Source organism: Kallipyga gabonensis, from assembly GCF_001286805.1.
GTDB classification, from domain to species: Bacteria; Bacillota; Clostridia; order Tissierellales; family Peptoniphilaceae; genus Kallipyga; species Kallipyga gabonensis.
In genome coordinates this window covers 268584-289367 of record NZ_CXYV01000001.1, presented here as the reverse complement: position 1 = coordinate 289367, position 20784 = coordinate 268584, and the positions used below count along the sequence as shown (strand labels likewise).

At 52.6% G+C, this 20784-nt stretch carries 14 protein-coding genes, 2 tRNA genes, 3 rRNA genes and 1 pseudogene; 18 read left to right on the top strand and 2 right to left on the bottom strand.

The window, feature by feature from the left end:
* The 5 genes from BN2373_RS01455 to BN2373_RS01435 form a co-directional block, all read left to right on the top strand.
* A 16S ribosomal RNA gene (locus BN2373_RS01455) occupies window positions 1–1314 on the top strand; the annotation flags it as partial.
* A gap of 189 nt (window positions 1315–1503) precedes the next feature.
* Window positions 1504–1576: transfer RNA gene (locus BN2373_RS01450), tRNA-Ala, on the top strand.
* Between the two features lie 85 nt (window positions 1577–1661).
* A 23S ribosomal RNA gene (locus BN2373_RS01445) occupies window positions 1662–4723 on the top strand.
* A 57-nt stretch (window positions 4724–4780) separates the two neighbouring features.
* A 5S ribosomal RNA gene (rrf, locus tag BN2373_RS01440) occupies window positions 4781–4897 on the top strand.
* A gap of 64 nt (window positions 4898–4961) precedes the next feature.
* Entirely contained in the window at window positions 4962–6158 is a 1197-nt protein-coding gene (locus BN2373_RS01435; RefSeq protein WP_337999376.1) for a CaiB/BaiF CoA transferase family protein, read from the top strand.
* A 69-nt stretch (window positions 6159–6227) separates the two neighbouring features.
* Here BN2373_RS01435 and BN2373_RS07945 read toward each other — a convergent pair.
* A pseudogene (locus BN2373_RS07945) lies at window positions 6228–6350 on the bottom strand (IS481 family transposase); the annotation flags it as partial.
* Between the two features lie 4 nt (window positions 6351–6354).
* On the opposite strand from BN2373_RS07945, the gene BN2373_RS01430 reads away from it, so the two are divergent.
* Entirely contained in the window at window positions 6355–6741 is a 387-nt protein-coding gene (locus tag BN2373_RS01430; RefSeq protein ID WP_053942404.1) for a hypothetical protein, read from the top strand.
* Window positions 6742–6975: 234 nt separating this feature from the next.
* On the opposite strand, the gene alr is transcribed toward BN2373_RS01430, so the two are convergent.
* The gene (gene alr, locus BN2373_RS01425; RefSeq protein ID WP_162200040.1) at window positions 6976–8151 is read right to left on the bottom strand and encodes an alanine racemase; all 1176 of its coding nucleotides are present in this window, start codon (window positions 8149–8151) and stop codon (window positions 6976–6978) included.
* A gap of 181 nt (window positions 8152–8332) precedes the next feature.
* Here alr and BN2373_RS01420 point away from each other — a divergent pair, with 181 nt between their 5' ends.
* The 12 genes from BN2373_RS01420 (at window position 8333) to BN2373_RS01365 (ending at window position 20778) form a co-directional block, all read left to right on the top strand.
* Window positions 8333–8812 (top strand): hypothetical protein, encoded by a 480-nt coding sequence (locus tag BN2373_RS01420; RefSeq protein WP_053942402.1) that lies wholly within the window; start codon window positions 8333–8335, stop codon window positions 8810–8812.
* 7 nt (window positions 8813–8819) lie between these two features.
* Complete coding sequence (locus tag BN2373_RS01415; RefSeq protein ID WP_053942401.1) at window positions 8820–9041, top strand: helix-turn-helix domain-containing protein; 222 nt, start codon at window positions 8820–8822, stop codon at window positions 9039–9041.
* 91 nt (window positions 9042–9132) lie between these two features.
* Window positions 9133–10407 (top strand): NAD(P)H-dependent oxidoreductase, encoded by a 1275-nt coding sequence (locus tag BN2373_RS01410; RefSeq protein WP_053942400.1) that lies wholly within the window; start codon window positions 9133–9135, stop codon window positions 10405–10407.
* Window positions 10400–11116 carry a 2-C-methyl-D-erythritol 4-phosphate cytidylyltransferase gene (gene ispD, locus BN2373_RS01405; protein WP_053942399.1) on the top strand — a complete coding sequence of 239 codons (717 nt, stop codon included), beginning with the start codon at window positions 10400–10402 and terminating at the stop codon, window positions 11114–11116. Before BN2373_RS01410 ends, ispD begins: the two co-directional genes overlap by 8 nt.
* Window positions 11109–11603, top strand: coding sequence for a 2-C-methyl-D-erythritol 2,4-cyclodiphosphate synthase (gene ispF, locus BN2373_RS01400; RefSeq protein WP_202904627.1), 495 nt, complete (start codon window positions 11109–11111; stop codon window positions 11601–11603). Before ispD ends, ispF begins: the two co-directional genes overlap by 8 nt.
* Before the next feature lie 139 nt (window positions 11604–11742).
* Window positions 11743–12948, top strand: coding sequence for a methionine adenosyltransferase (metK, locus tag BN2373_RS01395; RefSeq protein WP_053942425.1), 1206 nt, complete (start codon window positions 11743–11745; stop codon window positions 12946–12948).
* Between the two features lie 23 nt (window positions 12949–12971).
* Entirely contained in the window at window positions 12972–14030 is a 1059-nt protein-coding gene (gene mreB / locus BN2373_RS01390; RefSeq protein ID WP_019134835.1) for a rod shape-determining protein, read from the top strand.
* 340 nt (window positions 14031–14370) lie between these two features.
* Window positions 14371–14444, top strand: a tRNA-Pro gene (locus BN2373_RS01385).
* Window positions 14445–14460: 16 nt separating this feature from the next.
* Window positions 14461–15435, top strand: coding sequence for a type IV toxin-antitoxin system AbiEi family antitoxin domain-containing protein (locus tag BN2373_RS01380; protein ID WP_074017930.1), 975 nt, complete (start codon window positions 14461–14463; stop codon window positions 15433–15435).
* A 78-nt stretch (window positions 15436–15513) separates the two neighbouring features.
* Window positions 15514–16014: a nucleotidyl transferase AbiEii/AbiGii toxin family protein gene (locus BN2373_RS01375; RefSeq protein ID WP_082337953.1), complete on the top strand. Its 501-nt coding sequence runs from the start codon at window positions 15514–15516 to the stop codon at window positions 16012–16014.
* A gap of 215 nt (window positions 16015–16229) precedes the next feature.
* Window positions 16230–18359, top strand: a complete 2130-nt coding sequence (locus BN2373_RS01370) for an efflux RND transporter permease subunit (RefSeq protein ID WP_053942398.1) — start codon at window positions 16230–16232, stop codon at window positions 18357–18359.
* On the top strand, window positions 18337–20778 hold the full coding sequence (locus tag BN2373_RS01365) for a hypothetical protein (protein ID WP_053942397.1): 2442 nt from the start codon (window positions 18337–18339) through the stop codon (window positions 20776–20778). The genes BN2373_RS01370 and BN2373_RS01365 overlap by 23 nt, the downstream gene beginning before the upstream one ends.
* Window positions 20779–20784 lie beyond the last annotated feature (6 nt).

Below are 20784 nucleotides of genomic sequence, written 5' to 3'. Positions count from 1 at the left end.
GAGAGGTCAAAGATTTATCGGTGTGTGATGGCCTTGCGTCTGATTAGCTGGTTGGTAGGGTAACGGCCTACCAAGGCGATGATCAGTAGCCGGCTTGAGAGAGTGTACGGCCACATTGGGACTGAGACACGGCCCAGACTCCTACGGGAGGCAGCAGTGGGGAATTTTGCACAATGGAGGAAACTCTGATGCAGCGACGCCGCGTGAACGAAGAAGGTCTTCGGATTGTAAAGTTCTGTCCTGGACGAAGATAATGACGGTAATCCAGGAGGAAGCCCCGGCTAACTACGTGCCAGCAGCCGCGGTAATACGTAGGGGGCGAGCGTTGTCCGGAATGATTGGGTGTAAAGGGTACGCAGGCGGCCTATTAAGTTTGACGTGAAAGCCCGGGGCTCAACCTCGGCAAGCGTTGAAAACTGGTAGGCTTGAATAGTGGAAGGGACAGTGGAATTCCTAGTGTAGCGGTGAAATGCGTAGAGATTAGGAAGAATACCGATGGCGAAAGCAACTGTCTGGACACATATTGACGCTGAGGTACGAAAGCGTGGGGAGCAAACAGGATTAGATACCCTGGTAGTCCACGCCGTAAACGCTGAGTGCTAGGTGTCGGGGGTCAAACCTCGGTGCCGCCGTTAACACATTAAGCACTCCACCTGGGGAGTACGCACGCAAGTGTGAAACTCAAAGGAATTGACGGGGACCCGCACAAGTAGCGGAGCATGTGGTTTAATTCGACGCAACGCGAAGAACCTTACCAAGGCTTGACATAAAACGGATGGGTGTAGAGATACACCGTCTCTTCGGAGCTGTTCTACAGGTGGTGCATGGTTGTCGTCAGCTCGTGTTGTGAAATGTTGGGTTAAGTCCCGCAACGAGCGCAACCCCTGTCGTTAGTTACCAGCAAGTAAAGTTGGGGACTCTAACGAGACTGCCGGTGATAAACCGGAGGAAGGTGGGGACGACGTCAAATCATCATGCCCTTTATGTCTTGGGCTACACACGTGCTACAATGGTTGGGAACAAAGCGCAGCGAGACCGCGAGGTCAAGCGAATCGCAGAAAACCAATCTCAGTTCGGATTGGAGGCTGCAACCCGCCTCCATGAAGTCGGAGTTACTAGTAATCGTGGATCAGCATGCCACGGTGAATGCGTTCCCGGGTCTTGTACACACCGCCCGTCACACCATGGAAGTTGGTAATACCCGAAGTCGCTGAGCGAACCGCAAGGAAGCAGGCGCCGAAGGTAGGATCAATGACTGGGGTGAAGTCGTAACAAGGTAGCCGTAGGAGAACCTGCGGCTGGATCACCTCCTTTCTAAGGAAAGCTTGAGAAGGTGAGTAAGAAATACGAGAAGGAAGGCAAGGGAAAAGGCGTCAGGTAACTGATGAAGAAGTACCGAAACCGAATTCGCGAAAGCTTACGAACAATTCTTGGAGCAGACAAAATGGTCGAGAGACCGAAAATCATAAGTTTATTGATTGCTAATCGCGTCCGAGGCGACGTGGGGGTGTAGCTCAGCTGGGAGAGCACCTGCCTTGCAAGCAGGGGGTCAAGAGTTCGATTCTCTTCATCTCCATAACCCTTCATCATGAAGGGTTTTTTCATCAGAGGTTAAGACCTTCGATGTGGTCCTTGACAATCGAATAGTAAAAGATATTTCTGGTCAAATCGAGAAGAGCACGAGGCGAATGCCTTGGCACATGGCGCCGACGAAGGACGGTCAAGCACCGATAGCCGCGGGGAGTCCAAAAGACAGTGATCCGTGGGTTTCCGAATGGAGCAATCCGGCAGGTGAAGAACCTGTCATCCTACCGCCAATCCATAACGGTAGGAGGGGACACCCGGCCAACTGAAACATCTCAGTAACCGGAGGAAAAGAAAGCAAACGCGATTTCCTTAGTAGCGGCGAGCGAAGGGGAAAGAGGCCGATAGTGAAGAAGACGAAAGAGACCCAGGCGAATCTTCTGGAAAGAAGAACCAAAGAAGGTAAAAGTCCTGTAACTGAAAGGTTTTGCCGTTGTCACGACAGAGTACCATCGAACACGAGAAATTTGGTGGGAACATGGGAGGACCACCTCCTAAGCCTAAATACGACCATGTGACCGATAGTGAACAAGTACCGTGAGGGAAAGGTGAAAAGAACCCCGGAAGGGGAGTGAAAGAGAATCTGAAACCTTGTGCTTACAAGCAGATAGAGGGGTCATGCACCCTGATATCGTACTTTTTGTAGAACGGGCCAGCGAGTTATATTCGTAAGCGAGGTTAAGCCCTACAGGGGCGGAGCCGGAGGGAAACCGAGTGTGAATAGCGCGAGAGTTTGCGGATATAGACCCGAAACCGGGTGATCTAGTCATGAGCAGGATGAAGTAGAAGTAAAATTCTATGGAAGACCGAACCAGGTGCGGTTTAAAACGCATTGGATGACTTGTGATTAGGGGTGAAAAGCCAATCGAACCCGGAGATAGCTGGTTCTCCTCGAAACCACTTTAGGGTGGGCCTCATGAGGAAGATAAAGGGAGGTAGAGCACTGAATGGTCGCGGGGGATATATCCTACCAACACCTATCAAACTTCGAATTCCGTTTATTATCCATGGGAGTTAGACTATGTGGGATAAGCTTCATAGTCGAAAGGGAAACAGCCCAGACCGTCAGCTAAGGTCCCTAAATCATGTTCAGTGGAAAAGGAGGTCATTCTACTTAGACAACCAGGACGTTGGCTTAGAAGCAGCCATGCATTGAAAGAGTGCGTAATAGCTCACTGGTCGAGTGGAGCGGCGCCGAAGATACACGGGGCTAAACATGATACCGAAGCTACGGGATTGATCGAGACAAAAAGTATTTTGTTCAACACGCTTACGGATTGTGAAGACTAGAAATATCGAAGTCAAATTTCTACAACGAAAACGCGTTAAAGAGATTGAGGTAAGAAGCAAGTTATCTTTATTGAATTAATGCAATTTCACGCAAGAGAGATTCACAAGAAACGTGCAAGTGAACAGAATACTTTTTGTCTTGACAATCGGTAGAGGAGCATTGTATGTGCATTGAAGCAGAAGGGATAACCCACTGTGGAGGGCATACAAGAGAGAATGCTGGCATGAGTAGCGAGAAGGCGAGTGAGAATCTCGCCCGTCGAAAGCCGAAGGATTCCTGAGCAAGGCTCGTCCTCTCAGGGTTAGTCGGGACCTAAGCTGAGGCCGAAGGGCGTAGGCAATGGATATCCGGTGGAGATTCCGGAACTGTTTTTACTCGTTTGAGAGAAGTGTTGACGCAGAAGGCTAAGGGAAGCAGGCGAAAGGTAGAGCCTGTCCAAGGAGGTAGGCGAGTTCGGTAGGTAAATCCGCCGAATGGTGCTGAGATCTGATGGGGACCGAAAAATAAGTAGGGAAGTCTCTGATGCCCGGCTGCCGAGAAAAGACGCTATCGAGAGTAAGAGCACCCGTACCAAAACCGACACAGGTTGGCAAGATGAGAATTCTAAGACGCGCGGAAGAACCTTTGTTAAGGAACTCGGCAAAATGACTCCGTAACTTCGGGAGAAGGAGTGCCATATAAAAATAGAACTTCACGTTCGACGAATCGTATGGCTGCAGTGAATCGGCCCAAGCGACTGTTTACCAAAAACACAAGTATCTGCGAAGTCGTAAGACGAAGTATAGGTGCTGACACCTGCCCGGTGCTGGAAGGTCAAGGGGAAGCGTTAGCGCAAGCGAAGCGTTGAACTTAAGCCCCAGTAAACGGCGGCCGTAACTATAACGGTCCTAAGGTAGCGAAATTCCTTGTCGGGTAAGTTCCGACCCGCACGAAAGGTGTAACGATTTGGGCGCTGTCTCAACAAAGGATCCGGTGAAATTGTAGTACCCGTGAAGATGCGGGTTACCCACGCTAGGACGGAAAGACCCCATGGAGCTTTACTGTAGGCTGACATTGGACTTTGGTTTTTAATGTACAGAATAGGTGGGAGACTGTGAGCTAGTGGCGCCAGCTGCTAGGGAGTCGCCTTTTGGATACCACCCTTTAAGGACTAGAGTTCTAACCTAGGTCCGTGATCCGGACCGGGGACACTGTCAGTTGGTCAGTTTGACTGGGGCGGTCGCCTCCCAAAGAGTAACGGAGGCGTTCAAAGGTCTGCTCAGGATGGACGGAAACCATTCAATGAGTGTAAAGGCAGAAGCAGGCTTGACTGCGAGAGCAACAACTCGAGCAGGTGCGAAAGCAGGACTTAGTGATCCGGCGGTTGCGAGTGGAAGTGCCGTCGCTTAACGGATAAAAGCTACCCTGGGGATAACAGGCTTATACCCCCCAAGAGTTCACATCGACGGGGGTGTTTGGCACCTCGATGTCGGCTCGTCTCATCCTGGAGCTGGAGCAGGTTCCAAGGGTTGGGCTGTTCGCCCATTAAAGAGGTACGCGAGCTGGGTTCAGAACGTCGTGAGACAGTTCGGTCCCTATCCAGCGTGGGCGTAGGAAATTTGCGAGGAGCTGCCCCTAGTACGAGAGGACCGGGGTGGACAGACCGATAGTTTACCAGTTGTTCTGCCAAGGGCACCGCTGGGTAGCTACGTCTGGACAGGATAAGCGCTGAAGGCATCTAAGCGCGAAGCCCCCCTCAAGATGAGATTTCCGAAAGAGACCAGGTAGAAAATCTGGTTGATAGGTCAGAGGTGGAAGTGCAGTAATGCATGAAGCTGACTGATACTAATTACTCGTGAATTTGACCAGAAATATCTTTTACTATTTGAGGTTAAGGTGAAACAAGAATGAGGTGTTCATTCTTCATATGGTGATGATAGCAAGAGGGATCCACCTGTTCCCATTCCGAACACAGCAGTTAAGCCTCTTCACGCCGATGGTACTTGGTTGGAGACGACCTGGGAGAGTAGGAAATCGCCAAATAAGAAGCCCGAGAGCAATCGCTCTCGGGTTTTGCTTTTTTGTTAGAATAGGGGAAAGGAGGGATATGATGACAGATACAATCAAAAAAAGCACGGGGGCCCTGGAGGGGCTGAAGGTGTTGGATTTTACCACTCTTTTGCCCGGCCCCTATGCCAGCATGGTCCTTGCCGATTTAGGAGCGGAAGTTCTTCATGTGATAGGTCCGGGTCGCTATGACCTGGTCACCCATTGGTCACCGGATCTTCCGGGCCAGGGGACCGGTGGAGTGGGGGCTTGGCTGGGAAGGAACAAGAAATCCCTTTTTCTCAACCTGAAGAAGGAGGGGGCTGTAGAGGTCGTCAAGAAGCTGGTTGCCGACTACGATATTATTCTTGAGCAGTTCCGTCCTGGCGTCATGGCCAAGCTGGGCTTGGTTTATGAGGACTTGGCAAAGGTGAATCCGGGGCTCATCTACTGTTCCATTACCGGCTATGGTCAGACCGGGCCTAAAAAAGACCGGGCAGGCCACGACATCAACTACCTGGCCCAGTCGGGTATTGCGGCTTCTTCCGGGCGAAAGGAGGGCGGCCCTGCCCTATACAACTTCCAGATTGCCGACGTGGCTTCCGGGTCCATGAATGCCTTGGTGGGCATCCTGGCCGCCGTCATCCACCGGCAGAATACGGGAGAGGGCCAGTATATCGACATCGCTATGGCCGATGGCTTAGTCCCCTTCCTTTCCATGGATGGGGCTGCCTTTTTGGCGGGAGAAGGTCCGGTGGGACCGGAAGAAGGCCTGCTCAATGGCGGAGGAATTTATGATTTCTATGAGACCAAGGACGGGGGGTATATGAGCGTGGGCTCCCTAGAAGGAAAGTTCTTCCGTGCCCTTTGTCGGGCCTTAGGCTATCCGGAATGGGAGGATGGAAAAATTTTGAAGGAGGATCCGGAAGGGGTCAAGGCGGCTTTTCGGGCGACCTTCCGGACCAAGTCCCGGGAGGAATGGACGGCTATTTTCCGGGAAACCGATGCTTGTGTGGAAGCGGTCTTAACGATCGATGAGGTCATTAAGGATCCTCATTACCAGGAACGAGGGGTCTTTCCTCAGGTCCCCCTGGCCATTGGTGAGGGTCAAGTTACCCAGTTGGGCAATCCCATCCGGATGACCAAGACACCGCCTGCCTATGTCCATGCGGGCTATCCGGAGGGCTACCATAGCCGGGAGGTTTTGAGCACCTTAGGCCTTAGTAAAGATGAGATCGAGGAGTTATCCAGTAGGTAATAGGGCTCTCTTTTCCATAGGCTGTCTGCATAGGCAAACGGAAATGCGTGAATTCAAAACCGTTGTCGGGTGGGAACGGTCCATGAGTGACTCCCGGCTGCCGTCAAAGTGGCGATTCCAACGCATAGGAGAAGCTTTTGAGATCTTGTACCTACGAAGGACGAAAGCAAGGGAGTACCCGGAACGGTAGGTTTATATGGGACAACACAATTCAAGGTTGGTAAAAATCATTGGTGGGGTGTGTCTTGTTGCCCTTCTTATCCTCTTTTTTTCTCAAATTCCACCGGATGTGCTGAATCGAAGAGGAAATGAATCCGATGATTCCTTTAAACCCATGATTAAAGTTGACGATGATATCTATATATGGGAGGAAGAATTTGACCACTTTGACACAAGCAAATATGAGCTTATTGGAAAGGTGGCTTTTTCCTATGAGGACACATCTAAGACTCTGGGCCCGGAGGATGTAAGCTTATCAAGCAATTTATTTCCGAAAAATTCAAAGATATACAGGTACGATGACAAAAGAATACTGGTAGAATTTGAACCCTATGGGTTTACCATACTGAAAAAGACCGATTAGACTTCCTTTGAAGAGTAATTGAAGAAAGATGAGAGATCCCCCTCCTGTTTTATTGGGAGGGGGATCTCTCATTCCTGAAGGTTTTTAATAGAGGTCATTTCTTTGGTCGTTTTCAAAGGTAAAAGTCGAACGGACCTTATCTACCAAAGCAAGATCGATATCCACGGTCGCCGCGCTCGGCTTTTTTTGGCCGTCCACATCCGCACTGGACGAGGGGGATTTTCATAGAGCCTCCTAATTCAGGTATTCTCGAGTGACCCGGCCGGAAACGGAGGTCAGGATCTCGTAGGAGATGGTATAGATCGTATCGGCCAGCTCTAATGGGGTGATCGGGGAATCTGTTGGCCATTCGGCGGGATCATGACCCATCAGGTAGGCTTCCTCGCCTACGGAGAGGGGAGGCTGTTTTTTTGCCCGGAGTTCATCTTCCAGGCGACTGACATCCACCATCATCTGGTCCATGCAAACCGCCCCAACTTGGGGGCAGCGGTAGCCCCGGATGAGGACATCCGCCCGGTTGGTCAGGCTTCGTGCATAGCCGTCGGCATAGCCCACCTGGAGAGTGGCAATCCTCGAGGAAACCGGAGCCCTCCATTTGTGGTTATAGGAGACAGGAGTTCCGGGGACGATGGTTTTGATATTGGTAATCACCGTCTTCCAGGCGACCACCTCTTCCAGGTCAATGGGGTTGAGGTCTCTGATTGCACGTGAGGGGAACTCCCCGTAAAGAGAAATGCCCAGGCGGACACCATCCAAAACATATTTGGGGTCCCGGATTAAAGCCGCATCATTGGCAATGTGGCGGATGGGAACAGCAATGCCCTCCTCCTTCATTTCCTCCATGACCGTTAGAAAGCGGTCGAATTGCCGGTCAGTGAAGGCGGGATCTTCTTCATCGGCCGAGGCAAAGTGGCTGAAAGCCCCTTCTAAAAAGAGGTGGTCCAGCTCAGCCATGGCCCGGATTTTTTCCATCCGGTCCTCATCGTCCCAAAGAATTCCGATCCGGGAGTGCCCCGTGTCAATGGCCAGGTGGAAGGGGGCACAGACACCCAGCTTTTTGGCCTCCCGGTTGAAGGCTATGGCAGAATCCGGGTCGTATAGGGTGGGACGAATCCCCTTTTCTGCAAAATAGGCCATCCACTCCTGGGGAAGGTAGCCCAGAGAAAGGATGGGCTTTTGGATGCCCGCCTCCACTAACTCCTTGGCTTCCTCCGGGAGGGCAACACAGAAACCGTCCACCTCCTCTTCAATCTCCCTGGCTACACGTACTGCCCCAAGGCCATAGGCATTCGCCTTGACCACACCGAAAACCTTGGCCTCTGGATTTTCGTCCTCCTTACGACTATTGAGGACCATGAGATTATTTTTTAAAGCCTTGAGATTAACTACAAGGCGGTTTCTCGTTGTCATTGTCATTCCTTTCTCAAGCGAATTTTTTCCTGACATCAGTTTCATCCTATTTTACCACGCCCGGCCCCATAAAAGTATTTCATGGCACAGTCAACCAAACTTTTTATTGATATTCAATAAAAGATTCTTGATTATCAATAAAACATCGCCTATACTGGATAAGAAAAAGAAAGGGGATACCATGAAACGCTGGCGGATGATTACCATACAAGCTCTCCTGCTTGCCATTTGTCTATTCACAATATACATCGCCCTGGGTCCGGTTGTCACTCTATCTCACCGAATGGCCCTGGAAAATCCTTCTTTGGCGGCCTTCCGCCCCTGGATTCTTTGCATGGCCTGGATCATTCTATTGGCCATGGCGGCCTCTTCCGCTATTCTTTTCCTGGCTTTCTTCCGGGTCTTCCGCAACAAAGAAAAACTCTATTCTTTCTTCATTTTTGTCTCCCTGAAAGGGTCGGCCAAAGCTCTTGAAGTGAGCCAGGTGACCTTGGGGCTCTTGGACCTCCTTCTTTTTGTCGCCGGAGTCCGGTCCATGATCCTCCTCTCTCTTTTTATTGGCCTCCTCCTTTCTCTTCTGGTCAGCCAAGTCCTTCGTCTTTTTGCTGAGGTGGTCCGAGATGCCTCTGATATGAAAGACGACCTGGAACTGACGATTTGAGGGGATGATGAGGATTAAAGTCAACCTGGATGTCATCATGGCCAAGCGGAAGATGACCCTGACGGAACTCTCGGAAAAGGTCGGGATCACTATGGCCAACCTGTCCATCTTGAAAACCGGAAAGGCTAAGGCTATTCGTTTTTCAACTTTAGAGGCCATTTGCGAAAATCTTGATTGTCAACCGGGCGACATCCTGGTCTATGAACCGGAGGATCCATCGACTTCTTAGGGGGTCTATGGACAGGAAAGAAGTAATAGGATAGTAAACTGAAAAAACGCCCGGCCTGACCTTAGTCCGGGAGTTATGGAAGGGATGGAACATGGCAAGGATTTACCAGGAACTTCTCGAACTGGACAAGGAAAACAGACCCATACGCCTGGGGATTATTGGTGCAGGCCAAATGGGGCAGGGTTTGGTCGCTCAGCTATCTACGGTTCCCGGGATGGCCCTGATGGCCATTTGTGACCACAACCTCGATCGGATAGAATTAGCAGTAAAAAATTATAAGCGATTGTCGGGCAGGGACTCTGACATCGTTCAAGACACGGATTTTCGAACCATCTGTCGGTCAAAGGAAGTTGACTTGGTGGTCGATGCGACCGGGACTACCGAAGGAGGAGCGGAGATCGCCTATGAGTGCCTTCTTCAGGGGAAGCACCTGGTCCTCCTCAATGTTGAGGTGGACATCACCATTGGTCCTCTCATGCACAAGCTCTTTGACCAGGCGGGACTGATCTACACCGGGTCAAATGGAGATGAGCCGGCAGAAACCTTCAAGCTTTTTGAATTTGCCAAAACCATGGGAATGGAAGTCCTGGTGGCCGGTAAAGGAAAGAATAATAAAATTAATTATGGAGCTAATCCGGAGACTTGTAGGGAAGAGGCAGAGGCGAGGGGAATGAATCCCCGGATGTTGGCCTCTTTTAAGGACGGGACCAAGACCATGGCGGAAATGAACCTCCTGGCCAATGCTACCGGCTTCCTCCCGGATATTCCCGGCATGCATGGGATTACCGGTGGCGAGGAAGAGACCCTGAAAGATCTTCGGACAAAAGAAGAAGGGGGAATCCTAAGTCAATACGGGATCGTGGAATATGTGGATGGACTTGCTCCCGGTGTTTTTGTCATCGCCAAAGCACAAAATGAATGGGTGCAGGATGAACTCAACTACATGATGAAAAAAGATGGTGACCACTTCCTTTTCTACCGTCCCTTCCACCTGGGATCTCTGGAAACCCCCATCACCATCGCCAAGGCCATTCTCCACGACCAGATGGCGATTACTCCCCTTCCGGGCGGTCCGGTAGCGGAAACGGTTTGTGTGGCAAAAAAAGACTTGAAGGCCGGGGAGGAACTGGACGGAATGGGCGGTTTCTGCCTCCGTGGGCTGGTGGAGAGCCATGAGGACCTGGTTCAAGGGGGCCATGTTCCCTTCGGTATTATTGCCGGGAAGTCCAAGATGGTCCGGTCGATTAAGGCCGGCCAGATTCTGACCAGGGATGATGTCGAGGTGGATCCGACTACAACCATTTATAGACTACGAGCCCTTCAAGATTCCACCTTTGCCATGAATTTAGGAGCACTTGATGACTAGGCTGAAGGTTACCGCTTTGATTGCCGGGGCGGGCCGGTCCCAGCGGATGGGAAAGGTCAATAAAATTTTGGTGGATCTGGGCGGGATGCCTGTCATCGAGCGGACAGTCCGGGCCCTGGCTGAAACGGGACGGATTGATCACCACATCCTTCTTGTGCGGGAAGAGGACCTGGACCGGGTGAATGAAGAAATTCTTCCCGGCCTGGTAGAAAACTTCCCTGACCAGACCTTTGCCTTGGTCCAAGGTGGGGAGGAGAGGATGGACACCATTAGGAAGGCGCTGGATGCCCTGGACGATGACACGGACCTGGTTTTGATCCAGGACGGGGCCCGGCCTTTCCTGGACCCCGACTTGGTTGAAGGAGGTCTGGACCGGATGGAGGCGGAGGATCTGGATGGTTGCATCGCTGCGGTTCCTGTGACCGACACCATCAAACGGGTCAATGACCGGGGAGAGATTCGGGAAACCCCGGACCGGGCCCAGCTCTACCGGGCCCAGACCCCCCAGATCTTTCGGAAGGAAGCCCTTCTGGCTGCTTATGATAAGCCCCTCGCGGAGGGGGAAAGGGTCACCGATGATGCCCAGATGCTGGAGCGGATTGGGAGGAAGGTGGCCATCTACCCGGGCCATGGACAAAACATCAAACTGACCCGACCGGAGGATTTGGCCTACGGTCGTTACCTGCTTATGGAGGATACCCATGAATAATATACGAGTGGGAACGGGCTATGATGTCCATCGACTGGTGGAGGGGCGGAAGCTTATCCTGGGGGGAGTCGAAATTCCCTTTGAAAAAGGTCTCCTGGGCCATTCGGATGCGGACGTTCTGACCCACGCCATCATGGACGCCCTCTGCGGGGCCCTCTGCCTGGGGGATATCGGCAAGCTCTATCCGGATACGGACCCCAAGTACAAGGACATCTCATCCCTCCTCCTTCTCCGGGGGATCATGGACCGGGTGGAAGATCGGGGCTACACCATTGGGAATGTGGATGTGGTGGTGATGGCCCAGAGGCCTAAACTGGCCCCCCACATCGATGCCATGAGGAGGAAACTGGCCGAGATCATGGACTGCAGGGTCGACCAGGTTTCGGTTAAGGCGACCACGACCGAGGGTCTGGGCTTTGTTGGCCGGGAAGAAGGGATGGCCGCTATGGCCAGCCTCCTTTTGCTATCAAAAGACGAGGAAAACTAAGAGGAAATGAGAGGACCAAGCCTGCCTTTGGGAGGGCTTGGTATTTTCTTTTTCGGATTTTGTATATAATAGAAGTGATACGGTTTTATTAGGAAGAAAGGAGCAGGAAGGTCATCCGAAGGAGCCTTCTGAACAAGAGATGAAGGAAGAAAGACGAGTTTTAAGCGCAGAATCCGTGACGGAGGGCCATCCTGACAAGGTCTGTGACCAGGTGGCGGATGCGATTTTAGATGAGACCCTGGCCCAGGACCCCGATGCACGCTGTGCCTGTGAGGTTTTGGCTACCAATGGAATCATTTTTATTACCGGGGAAATTACCACCACCGGCTATGTGGATTTCGATGCCGTGACCCGGAAGACTCTCAACCGGATCGGTTACGTTGATACCCGGTCGGGTTTTGATGGCAACCACTGTGCCGTCCTCTCTTCGATCCAGGAGCAGTCAAGCGATATTGCCCAGGGGGTTAACCAGTCCGAGGAATCCCGTGAAGGGGATTCGGATGCCCGGCTCCAGGCGGGGGCAGGGGACCAGGGGATCATGTTCGGCTACGCCTGCAAGGAGACGGAGAACTACATGCCCCTGACTACAGACCTGGCCCACAAGCTTTCCTACCGCCTGGCCCAGGTTCGGAAGGAGGGGATTGTTGACCACCTCCGTCCGGACGGGAAGACCCAGGTTTCCGTGGAATACATGAATGGCAAGCCCAACCGGGTCCGGTCCATCCTGATCTCCGCCCAGCATGACCCGGAAATCACAATGAAGGAGCTCAAGGAGGAGCTCTGGACCAAAGTAGTGGTCCCCACCATTGACCCCTCATTGCTGGATTCCGAGACCCGTTTCTTCGTCAATCCCACAGGCCGCTTTGAAAAAGGCGGGCCGGCCGCCGATTCGGGCCTGACCGGACGGAAGATCATCATCGACACCTACGGGGACCGGGCCCACCATGGCGGCGGAGCCTTCTCCGGGAAGGATCCCTCCAAGGTTGACCGGTCGGCCACCTACTTCGCCCGTTATGTGGCCAAGAACATGGTGGCTGCCGGCCTGGCGGATGAAGTGGAGATCGAGCTGGCCTACGCCATCGGCCGGGCCACCCCCTTCTCCATGGACGTCAACTCCTTCGGCAGCGGGAAATACAGCGACCAAGACCTAACGGCCATGATCCAGGAGGTCTTCGACTTCCGTCCGGCGGCCATTATCCAGACCCTGGACCTCCGTCGGCCCATTTATGGGAAGACGGCGGCCTACGGCCACTTCGGCCGCCAGGATGAGGACTTCCCCTGGGAGAGCTTGGACCGTGTCCAGGACCTCCAGGAAGTGGCAAAAAAATACCAGGAACGCGTGTAAAACGAAGATAAGGGAGCCAAACGATGGCATATTTACGGAAAAACATGGCAATTGACTTGGGGACGACCTCCGTTCTCTGCTTCACCCGGTCCCAGGGCGTGGTTTTGAATGAGCCCTCTGTGGTTGCCTTTGATAGCTTCTCCAATGAGATTGTGGCTGTCGGCGCAGAGGCCAAGAGGATGCTGGGCAAGACCCCCGGCAACATCATCGCCCGCCGGCCCCTCAAGGACGGGGTCATCGCGGACTACCCCTCCACGGCCAAGATGTTGGATTACTTCATCCATAAGGCCATGGGCCGGTCCCTCCTGAGCCCGGATGTGGTCATCTGTGTTCCTTCTGAGGCCACCCAGGTTCAGAAGCGGGCGGTGGTCCAGGCCGCTAAGGCTGCCGGGGTCCACTCGGTCTACCTCATCGAAGAGGCCCTGGCTGCGGCCATCGGGTCGGGCGTGGACATTTCCGAGCCCGGTGGCCACATGATCGTCGATATCGGTGGGGGGACTACGGATATTGCCGTCATCTCCCTGGGGGGAATTGTGGTCTCCCGGTCCATCCGGGTGGCCGGCAACGCCTTTGACCAGGCCATCCTCCGCTACATCCGCGACCATTACAACCTCATCATCGGCGACAGCTCAGCCGAGGAGCTCAAGATCCAGCTGGGCTCCGGCGCTTCCGATGGGATGGAGGAGACTATGGAAGTTAAGGGCCGGAGCCTGGATGACGGCTTGCCCAAGTCCATCTATATCTCCTCCACCGAAATGGCGGAGGCCCTCAGACCTTCCCTCATGACCATTGTCGATGCCGTCCACGACCTCCTTTCCAACACCCCGCCCGAGCTTGCCGCCGACCTTTATGACCGGGGCATTCTCCTCACCGGCGGTGGTTCCCTGATCAAGGGCCTGGACCGCCTCCTCCATGACCGGATTTCCATCGACCTCCACCACCCCGACCACGCCCTCACGGCCGTCGTCCGGGGAACCGGGTCCTCTCTCAACTGGCTAAAGAAGTGGAATCCTTCCGATGAGCTCTTCTCCGAATCCACCCGCCAGCAGATCATCCAGCGGGAGGAACTGAGGAGAAGGTAGGGGAGGGGGGCTGCAGGTACTGCTGTGGCTGGGCGAGGGCCCTTTGTGACTGCCGGCCGCAGGGCCCCCTCATTTAGCAAAGTCGGGGGAAAAGGGGGCCATTGGTAGCCCCCTTAACTGACGAAATCATGGAAAAAGGGGGCCAAACGAAGCCCCCTCATCTGCCAAAATGGCCATTTAAGGGGGAGTCGTTTGTCCCCCTCATCTGCCAAAATAGCCATTTAAGGGGGAGTCGTTTTTCCTCCTCATCTGCCAAAATGGTCAATAAGGGGGCATCTGATGCCCCTTACTATTGGTAGGTCTTGTCAATCTTTCACCCTTGTGGTATATTTATTTCTCACGGGGCGTGGCGCAGTCCGGTAGCGCGCTTGCTTTGGGAGCAAGATGTCGGAGGTTCAAATCCTTTCGCCCCGATGAACAAAGAAACGGCTTGAAAGCAAGGCTTTCAGGCCGTTTTCTTATTTTTATGCTTGGCCTGAAAAATCTTTTTGGTGCCAATTTTGGGGCCAATTTTTTTCTATTTTATGAACGAAGTAATAAGCATTCGAGCATATCGCGCAAAATGTTTTTAATTTTACCCAAAAAGAGAGTAATAACAATCTGTGTGAGTTATAATAACTATATAATTAGAGAGGTGATTATTATGAAATATTATGAAAAGCTACTGGAATTAGGCTGCTTCAGTAAAAATGATTTAGAACAAGTAACTGGTAGTGAGGCGGCTGCAAAATGGATTTGTCGGGAGTATCAAAAGAAAGGCTATATTGAGCAAGTAAAGAGGGATTTATACGTCGCTATTAGTTTGGAAACCCGTCAACCCATTGCTAACCGTTATGTCATTGCCTCTCATATCAGTGACGATGCCACTGTGTCTTATCACAGTGCTTTTGAATTCTATGGCTACAGTAATCAGGTCTTTTATGAGACTCTGGTGACAAGTGACAGCCGATTCCGAAATTTTGAATATGATGGTATTACATACCAACGAGTTGCTCCACGGATTACTGGTGGTGTGACAAGGAAAAAACGGGTTCGCGTTACGACGCTTGAGCGAACAGTGATTGATTCTATTAATATGTTCAACAAGATTGGTGGACTGGAAGAGCTTCTGCGCTGTCTAGTACTGATTCCCATGCTTGATGAGAAAGCACTCATGTCCTATCTGACAGAATATGACAATGGATTTCTTTATCAAAAGACAGGCTATATTCTATCGGTCTTTGCACATGACCTTGGTCTCTCTAAGAGCTTTTTTACCATGTGTAAATCTCACCTCCCAGGAGGAAAATCCTATTTATTTAGAGAAGGCCAAAACTTTGTCTTACATAGGGAATGGAAATTATATGCACCAAAGAACCTAATCCAAATGATAGATAAAGGGGTGGTAGATTATGATGCAATTTGACAGAATGACCTTGGGAAAGGAGGCTCGCAGGCTTGGCTTTGTCATGTATTAACGCTCACGAAGAGAGCGGTTGAACTGATGTGGCTAGATCAGGAGCTTCGTGTTTTATGTGTTCATCCAATAGAAATTTATGGGTCCAAAATTGTTGCACTTCTTAATCGAGCAGCCCCACGCGACCTTTACGATATTTATAAAATGGTAGAGTATGAACTGTTTGATGAGTCGAAGGAATCCATGCTAAAAAAGTGTGTCATGTTTTATAGTGCTATTGGTTCGGACCGTGTTCCTGATCATTTTGATTTTAAGCAGATCGCTTCTGTGTCTCAACAGCGTGTTAAAACTGACTTGATTCCTGTACTACGTCGTGGCACTTGGTTTGATGCACAGCAGGCGTATGAGAAGGTTATTGTCTATCTTCAGGAACTATTGACACCGGATGGAAAAGAGTTTTCTTTCTGGACTTCATTTCGTCAGCAACAGTATCGTCCGGAGTTGCTTTTTCATGACAAAGAGATACTCCTGCGTATCGAACAGCACCCAATGGCACTTTGGAAATGCAGGGGAAAACTTGATAGCTAGATAAAAATAATGTAGGGATCTTATCAGTCTGAGCATTTTGAATTCTATTTCAATTAACCATCTCTTTCCATTAATCCCCCGCCCTCATCCACAAAAGACTCACACATCTTGCTCATATATGTGATAATACTAGTGATAGTTGAACCCTTTTATTCCTATCCGCTATTATCGACGTTAGGGATAGGGGTGTTTTGGCGGAAGAGTGAGGATGGGATATGAGAAAAGTAGCAAAATTTATTGTCAGGCATTATCGGCCGATCTTCATTGCTTTTCTTGTGGCGGTTTTTTTTTGTGGATTTTTGGCCGGTCAGGTGAAGACGAATTATTCTTTGGCCAAGTACCTGCCCAAGGAGGCGGCGTCTTCGAGGGCCTTGGAGGTGATGGACGGGGAATTCCATGAGTCGGTACCCAATCTACGGATGGTCATGGAAGGCGTATCCCTGCCCCAGGCTGCCGGCATAAAGGAAGACCTGGGCAGGCCGGATGAGGTTTCCCGGGTCATGTGGTTGGATACCTATGTGTCTTTGAACCAGCCTCTGGACTTGGTGGATCCGACCCTTTTGGACCAATATTACCAACCCAATGCGGATGGAAAGACGGGGACGGCCCTCCTCCAGGTGACGGTAGAGACAACGAATGCCAAGGAGAGCCTGGCCAAGATCAAGGATTTGGCCAACGCCAAGGGGATCCAGGCCTATTATGATGGGGACCTGGTGGACCAGACCATGAGCCAGGAGGCCACTTCCTCGGAGGTCCTCCTGATCACCTCATTGATGATCCCGCTGGGCGTCCTCATCCTCCTCTTTTCCACCCAGTCCTGGCTGGACCCCTTCCTCCTCCTGCTGACCTTGGCCGTAGCCATCATCCTCAACTTGGGAACCAACATCTTCTTCGGCGAAGTGTCCTTCATCACCATGGCGGTGACCTCCATCCTCCAGCTGGCGGTCTCCATGGACTACGTCCTTTTCCTCCTCCACGCCTGGGCGCGGAATAAGGAAGCCGGGATGGACCGGGACCAGGCCCTGGTGGAAGCCATCTGCGAATCGTCCTCCTCCATCGTTTCTTCGGCCCTGACCACGGTCTTCGGCTTCCTGGCCCTCATCTTCATGCGCTACCGCCTGGGCATGGACCTTGGGTTCGTTCTGGCCAAGGGGGTGGCCTTCTCCCTTTTCTGCGTCATCTTCTTCCTCCCCACCCTCCTCATTCTTTTCGGAAAGTGGGAAGAAAAGCTGAGCCATCGGTCCTTCCTGCCCAGCTTTAAGGGACTATCGACCTTTGTCTATAAAAAGCGCTTCATCCTCATCCTCCTTGTCATCTTGGTTCCGGTGGCCTTCCTGGCTTCCCGGTCCAACCGATTCACCTATGGGATGGGGGGATTCCCTGAGAATTCACAGATTCAAAAGGATGCGGACTTTATCAACTCGAAATTTAAGCCGAATACCCAAATCGTCCTCCTGGTTCCCAAGGGGGATATGGGGCGGGAAAGAGGCCTGGTGAATGACCTCCAGGACCTCCCCATGGTGACCTCCATCCTTTCCTATACGGAGATGGTAGGGGAGGGGGTCCCCGTGGAAGTCCTCCCGGGCCAGGCGACCAAAGAGCTCATGAGCGAGAATTATGACCGGATCATTATCAACACCACCTCTCCCAAGGAGGGGGAAGAGGCCTTCGCTCTGGTCGACCAAGTCCGTTCCCTGGCGAATGAGGCTTATGGGGACCAGGCCCACATCCTGGGCCATTCAGTCACCCTCAAGGACATGAAGGACATCATCCAGGTAGACAACCGCCTGGTTAACCTCCTGGCTATCCTCTCCATCGCCATGGTCATTGCCATCAACTTCAAGTCCCTCATCCTCCCCATCCTCCTGGTCTTGACCATCGAGCTCTCCATCTGGATCAACCTCTCCTTCCCCTACTTCACCAACACCGAGCTCACCTTCATCGGCTACCTCATCATCTCATCCATCCAGTTGGGAGCCACGGTGGACTACGCCATCCTTTACACCAACCACTACCTCCACTTCCGGGAGGACATACCTAAAGACAAGGCCCTGGTTCAGTCCGGTATGAAGACCTATGGGTCCATCATCCCGCCCGCCTTCATCCTGGCCCTGGCCGGCTTCCTCCTCTATAAGTTCTCTTCTTTGGAGGTGGTCTCCGAGATCGGGACAGTCCTAGGACGGGGTGCCCTCCTCTCTCTCTTTATGGTCATCTTCCTCCTCCCTGCCCTCCTCTACTTCTTCGACGGGCTGGTGGAAAAGACCACCCGGGGCATCCATTTCTTCCCCGGGAAGGGCTCGGCGAACATAAAGGAGGCGGGTCATGGACCGGAAATCAAGGAATAATGACGGCGGTAAACACGCTTTTTTTGAAAGGAGTCTGGGCATGAAATTGACAAAGCGCTTCCTGGCGGTTCTTTTGGCCATGGTCCTGGTTGGGGGCTCCCTGCCGGTCATGGCTGCCTCGGAGACGGAAAAAAATACCCCTAAAGACGAGGTGGTTTATGTCTCCATGGACAATAGGGGGAAGACCAAGTCGGTCCATGTGGTCAACGCCTTCCGTCCGGAGGAAGATACGACAATCTTGGATTACGGGAATTATGAGAGCCTGGTCAACCTGACCAACGACCAGGAGATCAGCCGGCAGGGGGATGAGATTCGGGTCCCCGTCAAGGCCGGTCAATTCTTCTACCAGGGGAATGCGCCAAAGGAGGAACTTCCCTGGCTCCTTTCTTTAGAATACAAGCTGGATGGGAAGACCCTGGAGCCCAAGGAACTAGCCGGGCAGAAGGGGGAGGTGGAATTGCTGGGGAAGATCCGCCCCAACCCCAAGGCAAAGGCTGCCTATAGGGATTATTATATGGCCCAGCTCACCCTCAGCTTTGACACCAACAAGGTGGAGGTTCTGGACGGAGGCAAAGCCCAGATCGCCTACCAGGGATCCAAGCGGTCTTTAACCTATATTGCCCTCCCCGGCGAGGACCTGGACTTCACCATTAAACTTAAAGCCCGTGACTTTGCTATGGAGGCCATCACCATGGCCGGCATCCCCTTTTCCATGGATGTGGATTTGCCGGATACCGAGGAACTCTTCTCCGGCCTAAGTAAGCTGGAGACCGGAATCCGTGACCTTGACGCCGGGACCAAAACACTGGCTTCCCATGGTGGGGCTCTTAGCAAAGGCACAAAAGAACTCTACGCCGGGATGGAAGCTCTCCGGACAGGGGCCAACAAGGCTGCCAAGGGACAGAATACCATCATTCAGGGGCAGACCCAGCTCCAGGAGGGTCTGGGCCGGTATGCCGGGGCGATCGGCAGCCTGGTTGACCAGGTGGAAGCCCTTGGGGGCAACCTGGGTGACCTGACCCGGGGTGTAGGTCAACTGGAGGAAGGAACAAAGAGACTGGAAGAGGGCATGGCTGCTTTCAGCCAGGGACTTTCTTCCTATACCGGGGGAGTCGGACAGCTTGTCCGGGGGCAGGATGAATTCACCCAGGGATTGAGCACCCTCGTCGACCAATCCTCTGCCCTGAAAAAAGGCGGGGAAGGCCTACTTCAGGCTTCACAAAAGATGCTAGACGTTTTATCCAACCAGTTTCCCCAAGGACAGGTTTCCCTGGATCCGGCTAAGCTAGCCGGTCTTAAGCAAGGCTTTCAGGCCCTGACCCAGGGTCTACAGTCCCTTCAAGGGCAGGTGGAAAAAATGGACCCCACGCCCATGATGGATCAGATGAAAGCCTTGAGCCAAGGACTGGACCAGCTGGAAGCTTCCCTCAACCAAGAAACCCTGATCACCCAGCTTGGCCTGAGCCAGGAAGACCTGGCCAACCCTGCCGTTCAAAAGCTTCTGGGAACTCTGGGCCAGGTCCAAAGTCAAGTCGGGGGAATCAACCAATCCTTGAACCGGGGATTGGCCGATTACCGGGAAAAGATTCAGGAATCCCAAAAGGATATGGAGGATCTGAAGACCAACCTCTCCTCCATGGAGAAATCCATGGGCCAGATTCAGGCCCTTCTGGAGGATGAGAATCTGGAGAAAATGTTGGCGGCCATGGGGAAGATGGGCGAATTCAGCCAGAGTCTCCGGTCTTTCCATGAGGGGCTGGGCCAGTATGTGGGGGGGAATCATGCCCTCCTCGATGCCCTGGTCGACCAGGTCTATCCGGGCGCCCAAGAGATTCAAACGGGCCTGGGCCAGCTGAACCAAGAAGGTGGAAAGCTGGTTTCCGGCTTTGACCAGATCAAGGGCGGTCAGGACCAGCTCATCGGTGGAATCAAGAAGTTTGCCTCTGCCGGGTCGGGACTTGACCTCAGCCAGATGGGCCGGATCCAAGAGCTCAAGGCCGGGATTGACACCATCTTGGTCAACCATAACCGACTTCTGGGTGGTCAGAAGGAACTGGCAGCGGGCCTGGAAACCCTGTCCGGTGGTCTGGGATCAGCTCTGGAGGGGATGGCCGGCTATCAGGAGGGCCTGGCCCGCTATCTGGGCGGGATCGACCAGCTCGCCGGCGGAACCGGTCAGATGGCCCAGGAAACCGGCGGCATGGCCCAGGAGGCCCAGGACCGGATGGATGATGCCTTAGGAAAGTTTACCCAAGAAGGCTTCCATGCCGAATCCTTCAGCTCCGAGAAGAACACCCAGCTGGGCCTGGTGCAGTTTGTCTACATGTCGGATGGCATTCAAAAAGAAGAAGAGGTCACCCAGGCACCGGTCCAGGAAGAAGAATCCCTTTGGGACAGGTTCCTCGACCTTTTCCGTTAGTTCATC